11 protein-coding genes are annotated in these 18712 nt (G+C 72.3%); 3 read left to right on the top strand and 8 right to left on the bottom strand.

Going from position 1 to position 18712, the window contains the following annotated elements; genetic code table 11:
- Nucleotides 1–9: 9 nt before the first annotated feature.
- The 8 genes from C2865_RS30505 to C2865_RS30470 form a co-directional block, all read right to left on the bottom strand.
- The gene (locus C2865_RS30505) at nucleotides 10–2583 is read right to left on the bottom strand and encodes a polynucleotide kinase-phosphatase (RefSeq protein ID WP_106402068.1); all 2574 of its coding nucleotides are present in this window, start codon (nucleotides 2581–2583) and stop codon (nucleotides 10–12) included.
- A gap of 117 nt (nucleotides 2584–2700) precedes the next feature.
- A complete protein-coding gene (locus tag C2865_RS30500; RefSeq protein ID WP_106402067.1) occupies nucleotides 2701–3741 on the bottom strand; it encodes a LacI family DNA-binding transcriptional regulator in 1041 nt (346 codons plus the stop codon).
- A 1-nt stretch (nucleotide 3742) separates the two neighbouring features.
- Entirely contained in the window at nucleotides 3743–5035 is a 1293-nt protein-coding gene (locus C2865_RS30495) for a GH1 family beta-glucosidase (protein ID WP_106402066.1), read from the bottom strand.
- Nucleotides 5032–7047 carry an alpha-xylosidase gene (gene yicI / locus C2865_RS30490; RefSeq protein WP_106402065.1) on the bottom strand — a complete coding sequence of 672 codons (2016 nt, stop codon included), beginning with the start codon at nucleotides 7045–7047 and terminating at the stop codon, nucleotides 5032–5034. The genes C2865_RS30495 and yicI overlap by 4 nt, the downstream gene beginning before the upstream one ends.
- On the bottom strand, nucleotides 7047–7868 hold the full coding sequence (locus C2865_RS30485) for a carbohydrate ABC transporter permease (RefSeq protein ID WP_106402064.1): 822 nt from the start codon (nucleotides 7866–7868) through the stop codon (nucleotides 7047–7049). Before C2865_RS30485 ends, yicI begins: the two co-directional genes overlap by 1 nt.
- A complete protein-coding gene (locus C2865_RS30480; RefSeq protein WP_106402063.1) occupies nucleotides 7865–8788 on the bottom strand; it encodes a carbohydrate ABC transporter permease in 924 nt (307 codons plus the stop codon). The genes C2865_RS30485 and C2865_RS30480 overlap by 4 nt, the downstream gene beginning before the upstream one ends.
- On the bottom strand, nucleotides 8778–10082 hold the full coding sequence (locus C2865_RS30475; RefSeq protein ID WP_106402062.1) for an ABC transporter substrate-binding protein: 1305 nt from the start codon (nucleotides 10080–10082) through the stop codon (nucleotides 8778–8780). Before C2865_RS30475 ends, C2865_RS30480 begins: the two co-directional genes overlap by 11 nt.
- Before the next feature lie 130 nt (nucleotides 10083–10212).
- Nucleotides 10213–11100, bottom strand: coding sequence for a LysR family transcriptional regulator (locus C2865_RS30470; RefSeq protein ID WP_106402061.1), 888 nt, complete (start codon nucleotides 11098–11100; stop codon nucleotides 10213–10215).
- A 106-nt stretch (nucleotides 11101–11206) separates the two neighbouring features.
- On the opposite strand from C2865_RS30470, the gene C2865_RS30465 reads away from it, so the two are divergent.
- Genes C2865_RS30465 through C2865_RS30455 form a run of 3 tightly spaced genes read left to right on the top strand, consistent with a single transcriptional unit; the run spans nucleotide 11207 to nucleotide 18706 of the window.
- The gene (locus tag C2865_RS30465) at nucleotides 11207–12406 is read left to right on the top strand and encodes an NAD(P)/FAD-dependent oxidoreductase (RefSeq protein ID WP_106402060.1); all 1200 of its coding nucleotides are present in this window, start codon (nucleotides 11207–11209) and stop codon (nucleotides 12404–12406) included.
- Nucleotides 12407–12443: 37 nt separating this feature from the next.
- On the top strand, nucleotides 12444–18272 hold the full coding sequence (locus C2865_RS30460; protein ID WP_106402059.1) for a type I polyketide synthase: 5829 nt from the start codon (nucleotides 12444–12446) through the stop codon (nucleotides 18270–18272).
- A complete protein-coding gene (locus C2865_RS30455; protein WP_106402058.1) occupies nucleotides 18272–18706 on the top strand; it encodes an acyl-CoA thioesterase in 435 nt (144 codons plus the stop codon). The genes C2865_RS30460 and C2865_RS30455 overlap by 1 nt, the downstream gene beginning before the upstream one ends.
- The last annotated feature ends 6 nt before the right edge of the window (nucleotides 18707–18712 follow it).

Genomic DNA, 18712 nt, shown 5'->3' with positions numbered 1-18712 from the left:
TTCCCGGGCTCAGAGCCGGGGGTCGACCGGCTCGGACTCCAGCGCCAGCACCGCGAAGACCGCCTGGTGCACCCGCCAGAGCGGGTCCCCCCCGGCCAGGCGGGCCAGGGACTCGACGCCCAGCGCGTACTCGCGCAGCGCCAGGGAGCGCTTGCGGCCGAGGAAGCGGTCCCGCAGCCGGACCAGCTGGTGCGGGTCGGTGTAGTCGGGGCCGTAGATGATGCGCAGGTACTCGCGGCCCCGCACCTTCAGGCCCGGCTGGACGAGGTCCCGGCGGTCCGGTCCCGTGGCGGGCGCGGCGTCCAGCGGCTTGACGACCATGCCCTCGCCGCCCGCCTCGGTCAGGGACAGCCACCACTCGGTGGCGGCCGCCTCCGAGGCCGGGTCGGCCAGGTCCACGAAACGCGCCGCGGTGGGCCGGACCAGTCCCGACGGGTCGGCCGCGGCCAGGCGGTCGGCCAGCTCCAGGTGGGCGCGGTGGTCGGCGATCCCGTCCACGTGGGAGCGGCCCTCGGTGGCCAGCAGCTGGAAGGGCGCCAGCCGCACCCCGTCCAGGCCGTCGGTGGGCCAGCAGTAGCGGGCGTAGGCGTCGCTGAAGAGCGCGGCGTTGCGCTCCCTGCCCGTGACCCGCTCCAGGAGCGGGTCCACCTCCAGGCCGCGGGCCTTCGCCCGCTCCAGGAGCGACACCGCGGCGGGCAGGGCGGTGCGCGCGGCGGCGCCGGTCGCCGCGTACTGCACGCGCAGGAGCTCCTCCGCCTTGGCCGACCACGGCAGCAGCTCGCAGTCCAGGACCAGCCACGAGGTGTCGAGCTCCGCCCACAGGCCGGCCTTCGTCACCGCCGTGCGGACCCGGGCGAGGAACTCCTCGGTGATGTCGCCGGAGGAGAAGAACGCGCGGCCCGTCCGGGTGTGGACGGCGCCCGTGGAGCCGTCGTCGACACCGAACCGCGCGCGGGCGGCCTCCTCGTCCCGGCAGACGACCACGACCGCGCGGGAGCCCATGTGCTTCTCCTCGCAGACCACGTGGCGGGCCCCCTGCGCGCGGTAGGCGGAGAACGCCTCAGCCGGGTGCTCCAGGTAGTGCTCCAGGCCGGACGTCGCCACGGGGGCCATGGTCGGGGGAAGGTAGACCAGCCAGCGCGGGTCCACCGCGAACCGGCTCATCACCTCCAGCGCCGCCATCGCGTTCTCCTCGCGCACGGCGACCCGGCCCATCAGCGCGGTCTCCACCCCGCCGGAGCCCAGCACGTCCGTGACGCGCAGGGTGTCGATCTCCCGGTGCGCGCCCTCCTGGGACTCCTGCTCCGCCGCGAGGAGCGGCTTGACCGGCTCGTACCAGACCCGCTCGGCGGGGACGGAGACCAGTTCCTTCTCCGGGTAGCGCAGCGCGGTGAGCCTGCCGCCGAAGACCACGCCGGTGTCGACGCACAGGGTGTTGTTGGTCCACTCGGGGCCCGGCACAGGGGTGTGGCCGTAGACGACCATGGCCTTGCCCCTGTACTCGCCGGCCCACGGGTAGCGGACGGGCAGGCCGTACTCGTCGGTCTCCCCCGTCGTCTCGCCGTACAGCGCGAACGAGCGCACCCGGCCGGAGGCACGGCCGTGGTACTCCTCCTTGAGCCCGGCGTGCGCGACGACGAGCCGCCCTCCGTCCAGGACGTAGTGGCTGATGAGACCGTCCATGAACCGCACGGCCTCGCGGCGGAACTCCTCGGTCTCGGCCTCCAGCTGCTCCAGCGACTCGGCGAGGCCGTGCGAGACGGTCACCTTGCGCCCTCGCAGGGCGCGCAGCAGCTTGTTCTCGTGGTTGCCCGGGATGCACAGGGCATCGCCGTCGCGGACCATTCCCATCGCCAGCCGCAGCACACCCGGCGTGTCGGGGCCCCGGTCGACGAGGTCGCCGAGGAAGACGGCCTGGCGGGACGGGTGGTGCGCGCCGACCGGCCGGCCCTGCTCGTCGCGGCGCAGCTCGTACCCCAGTTCGGCGAGCAGGGCCTCCAGTTCGGCCCGGCAGCCGTGGACGTCGCCGATGAGGTCGAACGGGCCGGTGAGTTCGCGCTTGTCCGTCCACGACTTCTCGTAGACGATGCTCACCGCGTCGATCTCGGCCTCGTCGCCCAGCACGTAGTGGCGTTTGAACTCGCGGCCGATCCCGCGCATCCCGCGGCGCAGCTCGCGCCGCTGCCGGGGGATGACGTGGTCGGGCAGCTGCCGCTCGGGCCGCAGCGCGTTGCGCGCCTTGGCCAGCGCCTCCGGCACGTCCAGGACGATGCCCACGCAGAGCACGTCGTGGTCCCTGGCGATCCGCAGCAGCGCCTCGCGGGACTTCGGCTGGACGTTCGTGGCGTCCACCACCGTGAGGAGTCCCCGCCGCAACCGCGTCGCCACGATGTGGTGCAGCAGGTCGAAGGCGTCGCCCGTCGCCGACTGGTCGTTCTCGTCGTCGGAGACGACCAGCCTGCAGCGGTCGGAGGAGACCACCTGGCTCGGCTTGAAATGCCGGGCCGCGAAGTGGGACTTGCCCGACCCCGACACTCCGATCAGCAACACGAGGCCCATCTCGGGCAGCCGCAGTTCGGTCATCGCCCCAGTCTTGCGTGAAGATCGCAGTGAGGAAACCGGATTATCCATCGCGTGAAGGACACGGCACGCCGGAGACGCCGTACCGGGCACCCCTCCCGGTACGGCGCCTCCGCTCTCTCAGCCCCTGCGGCCGGGAGGGGCCGTGCTGGCCCTCGCCGTCAGCCGGGGCGGCAGGAGGGTGGCCTCGGGGACGTCGAGGCCGTCCAGCTTGGCCATGAGGAGGTCGACCGCGCGGGTGCCGACCTCGTGGGCCTCGATGGCCACGGAGGTCAGCGGCAGCGCGGTGCGCTCGGCGATCTCGTCCGGGCACAGCGCGACCACGGAGAGGTCCTGCGGCACCCGCAGGCCCAGGTCCGCGAAGGCCGCGACCAGCGGCTCCACCAGCGGCTCGTTGTGCACCACCACCGCGGTGAGGCCGGGGTGCAGGGCCAGCAGCCGCTCGGCCACGGCGCGCGCGGCCTCCGGGGTGGCCTCGCACGGGTGGATCGTCGACTCGATCCCGTGCGCGGCGCAGGACTCCTGGAAGCCCTCGATCACCCGCTGGGCGAAACCCGTCCCCCGCCGGTAGACCTCGGGCGGCGAGCCGACGAGGTCGACGCAGCGGTGGCCGAGCGCCGCCAGGTGGTCGACGCACGCCGCGCCCGCCGCCCGGAAGTCCAGGTCGATGCAGGTCAGCCCGGACGGCTCGGCGGGAAAGCCGATGAGCACCGACGGCCGGTCCAGCTCCCGCAGCAGCGGCACCCGCTCGTCGTGCAGCTGGACGTCCATCACGATCAGCGCGTCCGCCAGGGCGCTGCCGGCGACCCGGCGCAGTCCCGCGACGCCCTCCTCCTGGGTGAGGAGCAGGACGTCGTGGTCGTGCCGGCGCGCCTCGGTCACCACCGAGGCGGCGAACTGCATGACGACCGGGACGTGGATGCCCGGGCGCAGCGGCAGCATCAGCGCCAGCACGTTCGAGCGGCTGCTGGCCAGCGCCCGCGCCCCGGCGTGCGGCTGGTAGCCGAGCTCCTCGATGCTCTCCTGGACGCGCCGCCGGGTCTCCTCGGAGATGGTCCGCTTGCCCGACAGCACGTAGGAGACCGTGCTGGGCGACACCCCCGCCCGCCGCGCCACATCCGTGATCTTGACCGGGCTCTTCTTCCGCCTCTTCTCGCTCATGTCAGGCGTCCGGCAGGGTTGCGGATGCCGCCACGTCGCGGTACCAGCGGGCGCTGTCCTTCCAGGTGCGGCGCTGGGTCTCGTAGTCGACGTGGATGATGCCGAACCGCTTTCCGTAGCCGAAGGCCCACTCGAAGTTGTCCAGCAGGGACCACACGTAGTATCCGCGGACGTCCGCGCCCGCCTCGATCGCGTCCAGGACCGCGCCGAGGTGGCCGTGCAGGTAGCCGATCCGCCCCTCGTCGCGGACGGGTTCGGGGAACGCCGCCCCGTTCTCGGTGATCACCAGCGGCAGGCCCGGGTACTCCCGCGACAGCCGCAGCAGCAGCTCGGTCAGGCCGGACGGCTCGATCGTCCACCCCATGTCGGTGACCGGCCCCGGCTCGGCCGAGAACGCCAGGTCCTCGCAGCCGGGGAAGTCCGCCCGGCCGGTGCCGCCGGGCGCCACGACCGTCGTGGTGTAGTAGTTCACCCCGAGGAAGTCCAGCGGGGCGTGGATCGTCTCCACGTCGCCGTCGCGCACGAACGACCAGTCGGTGAGGTGCGCGGTGTGCGCGAACAGCTCCTCCGGATAGGCGCCGGACAGCAGCGGGCCGAAGAAGACCCCGTTGCCGACGGCGTCGGCGCGGCGCACCGCGGCGGCGTCCGGCCCCCGCAGCACCTGCGGGTTGAGGGTGACCCCCCTGCGTCCGGGCAGCAGCCGCGCGGCCAGGCCGTGCGCCAGGTTGAGGTGGTGGGCCGCGGTGAAGACGGCCTCGGGGTCCCGGCGGCCGGGCGCGTGCTCGCCCGTGCCGTGCCCGAGGAAGGCCGAGCACCACGGCTCGTTGAGGGTGATCCAGGTCGGGACCCGGTCGCCCAGTTCCTCGGCCACGACGGCGGCGTACTCGGCGAACCGGTGGGCGGTGTCGCGGTCGGTCCAGCCGCCCCGCTCCTCCAGCTCCCGGGGCAGGTCCCAGTGGTAGAGGGTGGCGGCGGGCTCGATCCCGCGCTCCAGCAGCCCGTCGACGAGCCGGGAGTAGAAGTCCAGGCCGCGCCGCTCGACCTTGCCGTACGGCAGGACCCGCGGCCAGGAGACGGAGAAGCGGTAGGAGCCCACGCCGAGGTCGGCCAGGTGCCCGAGGTCCTCGCGGTACCGGTGGTAGTGGTCGCAGGCCGTCTCGCCGGTGTCGCCGTTCGCGATCGGGCCGAAGCCGTCCCAGATGGACGGCGCGCGGCCGTCCTCGGCGACGGCTCCCTCGATCTGGTAGGCGGCGGTGGCCGCCCCCCAGACGAAGCCCTCGGGGAAACGTCTCATCTGTCCTCCAGGGGGATGACCGCGCCCGGGCGGACGAGCAGCGGAAGGCTCAGCACCCCGTGATTCTCTTTCACCCAGCGGGGCCCGGCGACCTTTTCCCCCGTCAGCAGACGGGTCCACTCGCCCTCGGGCACGTAGTAGGACACGTCGCCCGAAGGATCGAAGACGGGCGCGACCAGCAGGTCGGAGCCGAGCATGTACTGCAGCTCGAGCGTGGCGCAGGCCGGGTCCTCGGGGAACTCCAGGACCATCGCCCGCATCATCGGCACGCCGTCCTCGTGCGCCTCGCGCGCCACCTCGCGCAGGTAGGGCATCAGGGAGAGCTTCAGCTCGGTGAAGTGGCGCAGGACGTCCACCGACTCCTCGTCGAACGCCCACGGCACCCGGTAGGACTCGCTGCCGTGCAGCCGGCTGTGCGAGGACAGCAGGCCGAACGCGATCCAGCGCTTGAACAGCTCGGCGTCGGGCGTCCCCTCGAAGCCGCCGATGTCGTGGCTCCAGTACCCGAAACCGCACAGCCCGAGGGACAGGCCGCCGCGCAGGCTCTCGGCCATCGCGGGGAAGGTCGACTCGCAGTCGCCGCCCCAGTGGACCGGGAACTTCTGGCCTCCGGCGGTCGCCGACCGCGCGAACACGACGGCCTCGTCCTCGCCCTTGTGCTCGCGCAGTAGCTCGAAGACCGTCTCGTTGTACAGCTGGGTGTAGTAGTTGTGCATGCCCTCGGGGTCGGATCCGTCGTGGTAGACGACGTCCGTGGGGATGCGCTCGCCGAAGTCGGTCTTGAAGCAGTCCACTCCCATGTCGAGCAGCGCCTCGAGCTTGGACGCCCACCAGCGGCGCGCCTCGGGGTTGGTGAAGTCGACGACGGCCAGGCCGGGCTGCCACAGGTCCCACTGCCAGACGCCGCCGTCGGGCCGCCTGAGCAGGTATCCCTTCTCCTTGCCCTCGGCGAACAGCGGCGACCGCTGCGCGATGTAGGGGTTGATCCACACGCAGATCTTCAGGCCGCGCTCCTTGAGCCTGCGCAGCATCCCGGCGGGATCGGGGAACGTCCTGGGGTCCCACTCGAAGTCGCACCAGTGGAACTCGCGCATCCAGAACGAGTCGAAGTGGAAGACGCTCAGCGGCAGGTCGCGCTCGGCCATCCCGTCGAGGAAGGAGGTGACGGTCTCCTCGTCGTAGGAGGTGGTGAACGACGTCGACAGCCACAGGCCGAACGACCACTCCGGCAGCTTCGCGGGCCGCCCGGTGAGGGCGGTGTACTTGCGCAGGATCTCCTTGGGCGTCGGCCCGTAGATGAGCAGGTACTCCAGGGACTCGCCGCCCACGCTGAACTGGACGCGCGAGACCGCCTCGGAGCCCACCTCGAACGAGACGTGCCCGGTGTGGTTGACGAACACCCCGTAGCCGGCGTCGGTGAGGAAGAACGGGACGTTCTTGTAGGCCTGCTCGCTGGCGGTGCCGCCGTCGGCGTTCCACACGTCCACCGTCTGGCCGTTCTTGACCAGCGGCCCGAACCGCTCTCCCAGCCCGTACACGTGCTGCCCGACGCCGAGGTCGAGCTGCTCGCGGATGAAGCGGCCCTCGGGGGCGTCGAGCATCGCGGTCGCCTTGGCGGAGGTGCCGGTGAGGATCCGCCCGTCCGCCTCGAACTCCATGCGCCAGGGACCGTCCTTGCGGAACCGGACGGTCAGCGCGCCCGAGGTGAGCGTCGCCTCCTCGTCGGTGATCCTCCCCGGCTCCTCGACCGGAACGGTGTCCAGCGGGAAGCGCGGGCCGCGGTCCGCGCCGCCGGCGAAGTGGGTGACCCGGACGCTGATCACGTCCGCCAGGGGCGCGGCGCACTCGAAGGTGAGCAGGGGGCCCTTGAGGAGGTCGCCGCGGTGCCGGATCCGGGTGACGGGGGCGTACACGTTCAGGCTGCCGGGGCCCGCCTGGGCGTCCAGGACCTCCGCGGGATAGGAGGCCTGCACGCCCTCGCGCATGAGCCAGTATCCGTCGGTGAACTTCATTACTTGATGGCTCCTACGGTGATGCCGCGCGTCAGCGTCCGCTGGAAGATGAGGAAGAAGACGATCGCGGGGAGGATGCCGAGCAGCGAGGCGGCGCTCTGCATCGTGGCGTCCATGTACTTGTCGCCGGCGGTGACGCCGAGGGCGACGGGAACGGTCTGGTTCTCGTTGGAGATGAGGAAGATCAACGGGAGGAAGAACTCGTTCCAGGTCCAGATGAAGAAGAAGACCATCAGCACGGTCAGCGTCGGCATGCTCATCGGGACCACGACCCGCCACAGCGTGCGCCAGCGGCCCGCGCCATCGAGCTGGGCGGCCTCGAGCAGCTCGCGCGGGAACGTGCCGAACACCGACGACAGCAGGTAGGTGCCGAAGGCCGACTGGATCGCGGTGAAGATGATGATCATGCTCAGCCTGGTGTCGTACAGGCCGGTCTCCTTGGCCAGGTAGTACAGCGGGTAGACCAGCTGCTCCTGCGGGAGGGTGTTGGCCACCAGGAAGAGCACCATGATCCACAGCCGGCCCTTGACCCGGCCGATGCCCAGCGCGTAGGCGTTCAGCACCGACAGGACGACCGCGAAGAACGCGACCGAGGCGCTGATCAGGGCGCTGTTCCACAACTTCTGCCCGAAGTCGACACGGTCCCAGAACGCACGCAGGGCGTCGAAGTGGATGCTCTCGGGCAGGGCCAGCGGGCCGCCGGAGGAGTAGTCCGCCGGGGTCTTGACCGCGTTCATCGCCACGATCGCGAACGGCACGAGCATCACGACCGCCAGCACGGCGAGCGCCGCCAGCACGGATCCGCGCCTGATGGCCGTCATGACCGCTCCCCTCGGTCCTGGGCGCGCAGGAACGCGAACGTCACCGCGACGATGACCAGCGTCAGCACGGTCGCGATCGCCGAGCCGTAACCGACCTGGGCCTTCTGGAAGAAGTTCTGGTAGGAGAAGTAGGACGGGACGTTGGTCGACCCGCCCGGCCCGCCCCTGGTGAGCACGTAGATCGGGCCGAACACCTTGAGGGCGGCGATGGTGCAGGTCAGCAGCACCACGAAGACCTCGGGCCGGATCTGCGGCACGGTGATGTGCCGGAACCGCCGCCACCAGCCCGCGCCGTCCAGCTGGGCGGCCTCGTACAGGGCCGGGTCGACCCGCTGCAGGCCCGCCATGAAGATGACCACGGGATAGCCGATCTGCAGCCAGACGAGGATGCCGCCGACGCTGAACAGCGCGGTGGACTCGTCGCCGAGCCAGTCGTGGCCTTCGAGCCCGACCAGGCCGAGCAGCTCGTTGAGCGCGCCGTACGTCGGGTGCAGGATCCAGGTCCACACCACGCCGGCGACCGCGACCGGCAGCACCTGCGGCAGGTAGAAGGCCGCGCGCAGGGCGCTGGCGGGCCGCTGCCCGTAGTGCTTGGAGACGAAGTCGAAGATCGCCGCGGCCAGCACCAGCCCGATCAGGGTCGGAATGACGGCCATCGCGATGATGAGGACGACGTTGTTCTGGAAGGACTGCCAGAACCGGTCGTCCTCCAGCAGCTTCCGGTAGTTCTCCAGCCCGATGAACTCCGGGTCCCCCACGCCGCGCCAGCGGGTGAAGCTCAGCCCGACGCTCATCAGGAACGGCAGGCCGATCACGCACGCGAACAGGACGGCGCTGGGGACCAGGTAGAGCGCGTACGAGCCGCGCGCGGACGGCGGGCGGGCCGCCGTCCGCTCACGGGACTTCACGTCACTCGCCAAGGCCGTTGTCCTCGACGTGCTCCCGGTAGGGCCCGGCCAGGGACTCCAGGAACTGCTCCGGGGTGAAGCTGCCGTTGATCAGCTTCTGGGTGCCGGAGACCATGACGTCGTAGTAGCCGGGCGCGGGCCAGTCGGGGTAGAAGGCCAGACCGTCGCCGTTCGCCAGCTTGTTGTAGTTCTCGATGAGCTCCTTGGACTTGGGGTCCTCGATGGCCGCGGGGTCGGACGCGACCGGGACGCCGCCGGCGTTGCCGAGGATGTTCTGGATGTCCTTGCTCATCGTGATGTCGATGAAGTCGTAGGCCAGGTCCTTGGCGTCGGAGTTCTCCGGGACGACCCAGAGGTTCCCGCTGGAGCCGGCGTGCAGGTCGTTGCCGGGCCACAGGAAGCTGCCCCACTCGAAGTCCTTGATCTCCGTCTGGAAGCGGCCGTACCACCAGCTTCCGGAGACCACGATCGGGTAGTCGCCCTTCATAAAGGACGTGCCCATGTCCTCGGCCTTGATGCCGGCGGACTCCTTGGCGATGTAGCCCTTCTTCACCCAGTCGGCGAAGGTGGTCGCGCCGTACGTCCAGGCGGCGTCCTTGAAGTCGGCGGCGCCCTTGTAGAGCTCGAACCGGTCGACCCACGCGCGGTCGGCCTTGCTCAGCGCGAGCTGGTACATGATCTGCTGGGCCGGGTACTCCGCGCCGGCCGTGGCGATCGGGGTGACCTTCTCGGCCGCGAAGGCGTCGAGCACCCGCGTGAACTCGTCCATGGTCGTCGGGACCTCGACGCCGTGCTTCTCGAAGAGGTCCTTGTTGTAGTAGACCATCACGTACTCGGCGTAGTTGGGGACGCCGTACCAGCGGTCGCCGCCCATGACCCCGCGGTCGTCGTACTTGGCGGTGGTCTGCAGGGACGGGCCGAGCAGCTCGTCCCAGCCGCGCTCGCCCGCCTCCTCGGTCAGGTCGGTGAGCAGGCCCTGCTGGACGAGCAGGCCGGCGGTGGCGTTGCCCTTGTTGTACTCCAGGATGTCAGGGGCCTCGGCGGAGTTCAGCGCCATCGAGCCGCTCTGCTGGATCTGCTCGAAGGACTTCTCCTCGAACTTGACCTTCACGCCGGGGTGGGACTCCTCGAAGCGCTTGATCGCCTCCGCCCACGCCTGGCCCATCGCGCCGTCAGGGCTCTCGTAATGCCACAACCGCAGCTCCTTGGCACCGGACTCCGCCGGGTCCGAGCCGCCGCACGCGGCCAGTGACAGTGCCAGCGCGCCGGCCGTGAGCACGGCGGCGAGCCTGGTCTTTCTTCCCATGGGGTCCTCCTGGGGTGGGTCAGCCCCCGATAATCGAATCGCTTCGATTCGAAACGCTTCGACAGAAGATAGGACAAAGTGACCCAGGGCACAACACGGGAGGCGCACCGGGGCACGCCTCCTCAGGGACTCACGTCCAGGGGTTCTCGGGGATCCAGCCCTCCCGGCGGGCCAGCCGCAGTGCCGCGGCCACGACGGCCTCGGTCACCGGCTCGGCGGCTCGGGCGTTCCACAGCAGCTCCAGGTCGAAGTCCGGGAGCGGGTCGGTGAACGGGACGACGGCCAGGCCGTCGGGGACGTGGGGGATGGTCGAGGACGGGATGACGGTGAAGTTCAGCGGGTCGTTGGGGATCGGGTGCTCCCAGACGGTGAAGTCCTCGCCGGTGCTGGAGAGCGCCTCGAGGACCGCGTCGTGGTAGGCGGGCGCGCGGCGGCGGGGGAAGTAGCAGAAGGTGTGGCCGCGCAGGTCGCGCAGCGCCACGCCTCCGGACAGGGCCTTGGGGTGGGTGGCGGGCAGCAGCGCCACCAGGTGCTCCCTGCGCAGGGTCCGGCGGGCGAGCCGGGCGTGCGCGGGCGCGCAGCGCGTCAGCACCACGTCCGCCTCCCCGTCGAGGAGGGCGCGGTCGGGCGCCCAGTGCTTCACCGCCTCCAGCGTGATGCCCGGGTGCTCCTCGGCCAGGACCCGGGTCAGCTCGGGGACGGTGTCGAACCCCGCGGCGGGCAGGTAGCCCAGCCGCACGGTGCCCGCCGGTTCGGCGAGGTCGTCTCGGCCCAGCTCCCGTACGAGCCGGTCGGCGTCCTCGACGATCCTGCGGGCGCTGGCGACGAACTGCCGGCCGGCCTCGGTGAGGCGGGTCGGCCTGCGCTCGAAGAGCGCGACCCCCAGCTGCCGCTCCAGGTCACGGATCTGTCTGCTCAGTGGTGGTTGGGCCATGTTCAGTCTCCGCGCGGCGTTCTGGAAGCCGCCCTCGTCGGCGACCGCGATCACGTAGCGCATCAGACGAAGATCAACTGACATACCGGCACAGTATTACCGGTCAGTACCCAATGGGTATTGGACCGAGCATGATCACGCCCGGCAGGCTTACCCCCTACCAAGGAGTAACAATCGGGGAGAGAGCTTTTTGTCCGGCGAATACGACGTCGTCGTCGCGGGGGCGAGCACGGCCGGCTGCGCGGCCGCGATGCTCCTCGCGGCGCAGGGCGCGCGGGTCGCGCTGCTGGAGAAGCGCACCGGCATGGACGCCCACAAGGTGCTGTGCACCCACACCCTCCAGCCCGGCGCCCTGCCCGTCCTGAAGACACTGGGAGTGCTGCCGGAGCTGGAGGCCGCCGGCGCCCGGTGGCACGTCACCGAGCTGTGGACGCCGTGGGGCTGGATCCGGCCCCGCCCGGAGCCGGGCGGCCCCCCGCTGCCCCGGGGGCTCAACGTCCGCCGCTCCACGCTCGACCCGGTCCTGCGGCGGGCCGCCGCCGAGACGCCGGGCGTCGACCTGATGCTCGGCGAGCAGGTCACCGGCCTGCTGGAGGAGGACGGCCGGATCACCGGAGTGCGCACCGGCGGGCGGACCGTCACCGCCCGGCTCACCGTCGGCGCGGACGGCCGCAACTCCACCGTCGCCGCGCACAGCGGCCTGCCCGCCAGGGTCAGCGCCAACAACAGGCTCGGGTTCTTCGCCCAGTACCGGGGGCTTCCCCCCGCGCCCAGCCGGGTGTGGTTCCTCGACCCCGACACCGCCTTCGCCTTCCCCAACGACGGCGACATCACGGTGGTCGCCTGCTCCCCCGCCAAGGAGAAGCACTCCGCGGCCTTCCGGCGCGACATGGAAGGCTCCTACGAGCGCTTCATCCGCGCACTGCCCGACGCCCCTCCCATCGACGAGGGCGAGCGGGTCTCGAAGGTGGTCGGCACGTTCGACCTGCCCAACGTCTACCGCAAGCCGCACCGTCCGGGCCTCGCGCTCGTCGGCGACGCGGCGCTGGCCACCGACCCCGTGTGGGGCGTGGGCATCGGCTGGGCCCTGCAGTCCGCGCAGTGGCTCGCCGAGGCCTCCGTCCGGGGACCCGGCGAGGGGCTCGAGGAGTACGGGCGCAGGCACCGCTCCGCCCTCGACGGCCACCACAAGCTGATGGAGGACTACGCCTCCGTCCGCCCGTTCAACCCGTTCGAGAAGCTCCTGCTCTCCGCCGCCGCGCGCGACGCCGCCGCGGCCCGGCACCACCAGCGGTTCGCCGGACGGCTCATCGACGTGAAGGAGTTCGTCTCCCCGCCCGCGCTGCTGCGCGCGCTGCGGGTGAACGCCCTGCACCGTCTCGGCCGCTGACGCCGCCTTCCGTACCCCTTTCCTGGAGTTCCCTTCCATGTCTTCTCGCATCGCCATCATCGGTATGGCCTGCCGCTTCCCGGACGCGGCCAACCCCGCCGAGCTGTGGGAGAACGCCCTCGCCGGGCGGCGCTCCTTCCGCCGCCTCCCCCCGGAGCGCATCCGGATGGAGGACTACTGGTCGGCCGACAGGTCAGCGCCCGACCACTTCTACTCGACCGAGGCCGCGCTGCTGCGCGACTGGGAGTTCGACCGGCTGCGCTTCAAGGTCGCCGGAACCACCTACCGCAACACCGACATGGTGCACTGGCTGGCCCTGGAGGTCGCGGCCGAGGCGCTGGCCGACGCGGGCTTCCCCGACGGCAAGGGCGCGCCGCTGGAGTCCACCGGCGTGGTCATCGGCAACTCGCTGACCGGCGAGGGGCAGCGCGCCGCCGGGATCCGGCTGCGCTGGCCGTACGTCCGGCGGATCGTCGCGAACGCCCTGGAGGGCAAGGTCGGCAGGGAGGACCTCGCCGAGCTGCTGGGCCGGATGGAGCACGACTACAAGGCGCCCTTCCCGGTGCCGGACGGCGACTACCTCGCGGGCGGCCTGGCCAACACGATCGCGGGCCGCGTCTGCAACCACTTCGACTTCAACGGCGGCGGCTACACCGTCGACGGGGCGTGCGCCTCGTCCCTGCTGTCCCTCATCACCGCCTGCAACGCGCTGATCTCCGGGGACATGGACGTCGCGGTCGCGGGCGGCGTGGACATCAGCATCGACCCCAACGAGCTGATCGGCTTCTCCCGCGCCGGGGCCCTGGCCACCGACGACATGCGGGTGTACGACCAGCGCTCGGCCGGGTTCTGGCCCGGCGAGGGCGCCGGCATGGTGGTGCTGATGCGCGAGGAGGACGCCCTGGCGCGCGGCCACCGCGTCCACGGCATCGTCAACGGCTGGGGCATGTCCTCCGACGGCGCGGGCGGCATCACCCGGCCCGAGACCGACGGCCAGCGCATCTGCATCGACCGCGCCTACCGGCGCGCCGGCTTCGGCGTCGAGGAGGTGCCGTACTTCGAGGGCCACGGCACCGGCACCGCCGTCGGCGACGCCGCCGAGCTCCAGACGATCAGCGACGCCCGCAAGGCCGCCGACCCGTCCGCTCCCCCTGCCGTGATCGGCTCGATCAAGGCCAACATCGGGCACACCAAGGCCGCCGCCGGCGTGGCCGGGCTGATCAAGGCCGTGCAGGCCGTGAACCACGGGGTCCTGCCGCCGACCACCGGCTGCGAGCGGCCCCACCCGATCCTCACCGAGGGCACCCCGTCGCTGCGGGTGCTGCCCAAGGGCGAGGCGTGGCCGGAGGGCGCGCCGCTGCGCGCGGGCGTCAGCGCCATGGGTTTCGGCGGTATAAACACCCATGTGGTGGTGGAGTCCGCGCGCCCGTCGCGGCCCCGGATCGACGGGCGGACCCGCACGATCCTCAGCTCGCAGCAGGACACCGAACTGTTCTGCCTGGACGCCGACACCGCCGACGAGCTCGCCGCCACCGCGGTCTCGCTGTCGGCCGTCGCCGAGGGCATGTCCCGCGCCGAGCTGCCCGACCTCGCCGCACACCTCGCCACGAAGCTGGGCCGCCGGGCGCGGCGCGCGGCCGTGGTGGCGAGCACGCCGCGGCAGCTGGCCGACCGGCTCCGCCAGGTCGCCTCGCTCGCCGGAGCCGAACGGCACCTCGACCCGCTGGGCGGCGTGTTCGTCGGGACGCTCGGCGAGCTGCCGCGCGTGGTGCTGATGTTCCCGGGCCAGGGCTCGGGCGGGAACGCCTCCGGGGGCGCGGCCCGCCGCCGGTTCGAGGAGATCGAGGAGCTGTACGAGCGGGCCGCGCTGCCCACCGGCGGCGACCAGGTCGACACGGCCGTGGCCCAGCCGCGGATCGCCACCGCCTCCGTCGCGGGCCTGCGGCTGCTCGACCGCTTCGGGATCCAGGCGCGCGCCGCGGTCGGGCACAGCCTCGGCGAGCTCGTCGCGCTGCACTGGGGCGGCTCCTACGACGAGACCGCGCTGCTGCGGATCGCCGCCGCGCGGGGCAGGGCGATGAGCGAGCTGTCGGAGAGCGGCGGCGCGATGGCGAGCATCGCCGCCGACGCCGCCGCCGTCACGCCGCTGCTCGCCGGCGAGCCGGTGGTCGTCGCCGGCTACAACTCCCCCGGCCAGACCGTCGTCTCCGGGCCGTCCGAGGCCGTCACCCGCGTGGTGGCCGCGGCGACCCGGGCCGGGCTGTCCGCGGTGCGGCTGCCGGTCTCGCACGCCTTCCACTCGCCGCTGGTCTCCCCCGCCGCCGACGCGTTCGCCGCGCGGCTGGCCGAGGAGAGGCCCGGACCGGTGCGCCGCCGGGTCATCTCGACGGTCACCGCGGCCGCCGTCGCCGAGGACCCTCGGGAGCTGCTGCGCGAACAGATCACCGCGCCTGTGCGGTTCACCGAGGCGCTCGGCGAGGCGGCCAAGGACGCCGACCTGCTCATCGAGGTCGGTCCCGGCCAGGTCCTGACCGGGCTGGCACGCGAGATCACCGACGTTCCCGCCGTGGCGACCAGGACCGACGAGGAGTCCCTGGCGGGGCTGCTGCAGACGCTCGGCGCCGTGTTCGCGCTGGGCGCGAACGTTCAGATCGGCGAGCTGTTCGCCGGGCGGTTCAGCCGGCCGTTCGACCCCGCCGCCAAGCCCTACTTCCTGTCCAACCCGTGCGAGACCACTCCCGACGTGGACCCGGAGCTGCTGGTGAGCACGGCCCCGGCCGGGAGCGGCGCGACTGCGGTGTCCCCGGAGGCCGACGACACCACGGACCCTCTGCTGCTCCTGCGCCGGATGGTCGCCGATTTCGCCGAGTTCCCCCTCGAGTCGGTGCAGGCCGACAGCAAGTTCCTGGACGACCTGCACCTGAGCTCGATCGTGGTGGGGCAGATCGTCGGCGAGGCGATGAAGAAGCTCGGCCTGGACCGGCCCGCCGCGCCGACCGGCTACGCGACCGCCACGCTCGGCCAGGTGGCCGAGACCCTCACCCGGCTCGTCGAGACCGGTGAGGCCGCCACCGAGGACTCGGCCGAGGCCGCCGCCAAGATCGTCCCGCCCGGCGTGGACACCTGGGTCGAGGCGTTCGCGATCGACTGGCGCGAGCTGGACGCCCCGGCGCGCAGCGCGATGCGCACGCCCGGCGCGTGGCGGCTCGTCGGCGCGCACCCGGCCGGGCCCGCGCTGGCCGAGGCGCTGGAGGCCGCCGCGTGCGGCTCGGGCGTCGTGGCCGTCGTGCCCGCCGCCGGACCCGAGCGGCTCGGCCTGCTGCGCGCGGCCGCCGGCGCGGTGCTGGCGAACAAGGACGTCTCGCGCTGCGTGATCGTCCAGGAGGGACCGGGCTCCGCCGGTTTCGGCAAGACCCTGCACCTGGAGGCCCCCTGGGTCGCCACGGCCGTCATCACGGCCGACCTCGCGCAGGCCGGGCAGATCGAGCGCGTCGTCGCCGAGGCCGTCGCGACCGACGGGTTCCGCGAGGCCGCCTACGCCGCCGACGGCACCCGTACCGAGCCCGTCCTCCAGCAGGTCGCGCTCGCCGGGACGGACCTGCCGGTCGGCACCGGTGACGTCATGCTGGTGGCGGGCGGCGGCAAGGGCATCACCGCCGAGTGCGCACTGGAACTGGCCCGCGAGAGCGGCACCGCGCTCGCCCTGCTCGGCCGCTCCGACCCCGCGTCCGACGACGAGCTCGCCGCCAACCTGGCCCGCATGGAGGCGGCCGGGGTGACCGCGCGGTACTTCCGGGTCGACGTCACCGACCACGCCGCCGTCGCCGCGACCGTGCAGGAGGTCGGCGAGGTCCTCGGCAAGGTCACCGCCGTGCTGTACGGGGCGGGCGGCAACGTGCCGAAGCTGCTGGAGGAGCTCACCGACGACGACTACCGGCGGACCATCGACCCGAAGGTCACCGGCCTGGAAGCCGTCCTGAACGCCGTCGACCACGACACGCTGAAGCTGCTCGTCACCTTCGGCAGCATCACCGGGCGGGCCGGGCTGCGCGGCGAGGCCCACTACGCCGTCGCCAACGAGTGGCAGAGCGACCTCGTCCAGGAGCTGGCCGCCCGGCTGCCGCACACCCGCTGCCGCGCGGTGGAGTGGTCGTTGTGGTCGGGCGTCGGCATGGGCGAGCGGCTCGGCTCGGTGGAGAACCTCTCGCGCGTCGGCGTCCACACCATCACCCCCGACCAGGGCGTGCGGATGTTGCGCGGCCTCGTCGCCGACCCGGACGCGCCGGTCGTCGCCGTGGTCACCGGCCGGTTCGGGCAGATGCCGACCGTCCGGTTCGGCTCCGGCGAGCTGCCGCTGCTGCGCTTCCTGGAGCAGCCGCGGGTGCTCTACCCCGGCATCGAGCTGGTCGCCGACTCCGAGCTCAGCTGGGCCAACGACCCCTACCTGGCCGAGCACGTCTTCAGCGGCGGCACCAACGCGGTGCTTCCGGGCACCGTGGGCATCGAGGCGATGACGCAGGCCGCGGCCGGGGTGCTGGGCACCGACGCCGTCCCGGTCCTGGAGGACGTGGAGTTCCTGCGCGCCGTGGTCCTCGGCGAGGACGAGAAGGTCACGCTGCGGGTCGCCGCCCTGGTGACCGCGCCCGGCCGCGTCACCACGGTCGTGCGCTCCAGCACCACCCGCTTCCAGCTCGACCACTACCGGGCCGTGTGCGACTTCTCCGCCCCGGTTCGGACGACCGCAGCGCAGCGAGGATCGGCCGAACCGGCCCTCGGGGGTCTGGGGGTCGCCCCCCAGAAGAGCACAGTGCCCGCCCCGCTCGGGTTCGCCGACCCGGCCGACGCCGACCTGCCGGCGATGGCGTTCGACCCGGCCACCGACCTGTACGGGCCGATGCTCTTCCACGGGCCGCGGTTCAAGCTGGTGGACAGCGTGCACCGGACCGGCGCGCAGCTCGCGACGAGCCGGCTGCTGCCCGGCACCGGCGCGGCGTGGTTCGGCCGCTACCTGCCGTCCACGCTGCTGCTGGGCGACCCGGCCGCGCGCGACGCCTACATGCAGCCGATCCAGACGTGCGGCCCGACGGTCCTGGCGATCCCCGCGGGGATCCGGCGACTGGTGCCCGGACCGGCGACCGGCTCGGCCCCGGCGACGGTGCACGTCCGGCACCGGTTCGACGACGAGGAATGGGACGTGGAGGTCACCGGGCACGACGGGCGGGTCATCGAGACCTGGGAGGGCTTCACCACCCAGCTCGTCAGCAAGTACGAGGTGCCGTCGGTGTGGGTGCCGATGCTGCTCGGCTCCTACCTGGAGCAGGCGCTCATCGACCAGGGCCTGGCCGGCCGGATCATGCTCGACCGCGACCCGGCGGGCGCCGGGCGGCGGGAGGCCAGCGAGCTGATGCTCAAGCGGCTGCTCGGCGCGGGCACCGAGGTCTCCTGGCGGCCCGACGGCAAGCCCGAGGTGGACTCCGGACGGACGGTCTCGGTCTCGCACCGGGCCGGCGTCACGGTCGCGGCGGCCGTTCCGGGCGTCGACCTGGAGCTCGTGGAGAGCCGGGACTGGGCGAGCCTGCTCGGCCCGGACAGGCTCGCGCTGGCCGAGACGATCGCCGAGGAGGCGGGCGAGAGCCTCGACGCCGCCGCGACCCGCGTGTGGTCGGCCGGGGAGTGCGTGGTCAAGGCCGGGCTGCCGGTCGAGACCCCGCTCACCTTCGACTCGGTGAACGAGGGCGGCTGGGCCGGGCTGCGCTGCGGCGGGCAGCGCGTCCTCACCTACGCCACCCGGCTGCGGGACGTCGCCGAGCCCGTCGTGCTGGCCGTCCTCACCTCCGAGGGCCCGGCGGAAGGGCAGACCCGCTGATGGGCGACGCCTACGAGTACCGGCACATCGTCACCATCGAGGACACCGACCTCCTCGGCAACGTCAACTACGTCAACTACATCCGGTGGCAGGGCAGGGCCCGCGAGCTGTTCCTGCGGGACTACACGCCCGACGTCGTCGCCGGGTTCGCCGACGGGGTGCGGCTGCTGACCGTCAGCTGCCACTGCGACTACCTGCGCGAGCTGCGGGTGTTCGACGAGGTCGTGGTGCGGATGCGGCAGGGCGAGCTGGGCCAGACCCAGTCGGTGATGACGTTCGAGTACTGGCGGCAGCTCCCCGACGGCGGCGAGGAGCTCGTCGCCACCGGGGAGCAGCGGATCGCCTGCGTCACCACCGACGCCAACGGCCATCTCGTCCCCGCCCGTTTCCCCGAGTCGATGCGGCGCGTCCTTTCCCAGGTCCAGAGTCGTTAGGAGATC

It is taken from the genome of Actinocorallia populi, assembly GCF_002995495.1.
Classification (GTDB): domain Bacteria; phylum Actinomycetota; class Actinomycetes; order Streptosporangiales; family Streptosporangiaceae; genus Actinocorallia; species Actinocorallia populi.
The sequence above is the reverse complement of the archived record's forward strand: the minus strand, read 5'-3'. Positions and strand labels throughout refer to the sequence as shown.

What these genes read in the sequence shown, in the direction of transcription:
- C2865_RS30505 (WP_106402068.1), bottom strand. Translation starts at nt 2,583, where the DNA reads ATGACCGAACTGCGGCTGCCCGAGATGGGCCTCGTGTTGCTGATCGGA.
- C2865_RS30500 (WP_106402067.1), bottom strand. Translation starts at nt 3,741, where the DNA reads ATGAGCGAGAAGAGGCGGAAGAAGAGCCCGGTCAAGATCACGGATGTG.
- C2865_RS30495 (WP_106402066.1), bottom strand. Translation starts at nt 5,035, where the DNA reads ATGAGACGTTTCCCCGAGGGCTTCGTCTGGGGGGCGGCCACCGCCGCC.
- yicI (WP_106402065.1), bottom strand. Translation starts at nt 7,047, where the DNA reads ATGAAGTTCACCGACGGATACTGGCTCATGCGCGAGGGCGTGCAGGCC.
- C2865_RS30485 (WP_106402064.1), bottom strand. Translation starts at nt 7,868, where the DNA reads ATGACGGCCATCAGGCGCGGATCCGTGCTGGCGGCGCTCGCCGTGCTG.
- C2865_RS30475 (WP_106402062.1), bottom strand. Translation starts at nt 10,082, where the DNA reads ATGGGAAGAAAGACCAGGCTCGCCGCCGTGCTCACGGCCGGCGCGCTG.
- C2865_RS30470 (WP_106402061.1), bottom strand. Translation starts at nt 11,100, where the DNA reads ATGTCAGTTGATCTTCGTCTGATGCGCTACGTGATCGCGGTCGCCGAC.
- C2865_RS30460 (WP_106402059.1), top strand. Translation starts at nt 12,444, where the DNA reads ATGTCTTCTCGCATCGCCATCATCGGTATGGCCTGCCGCTTCCCGGAC.
- C2865_RS30455 (WP_106402058.1), top strand. Translation starts at nt 18,272, where the DNA reads ATGGGCGACGCCTACGAGTACCGGCACATCGTCACCATCGAGGACACC.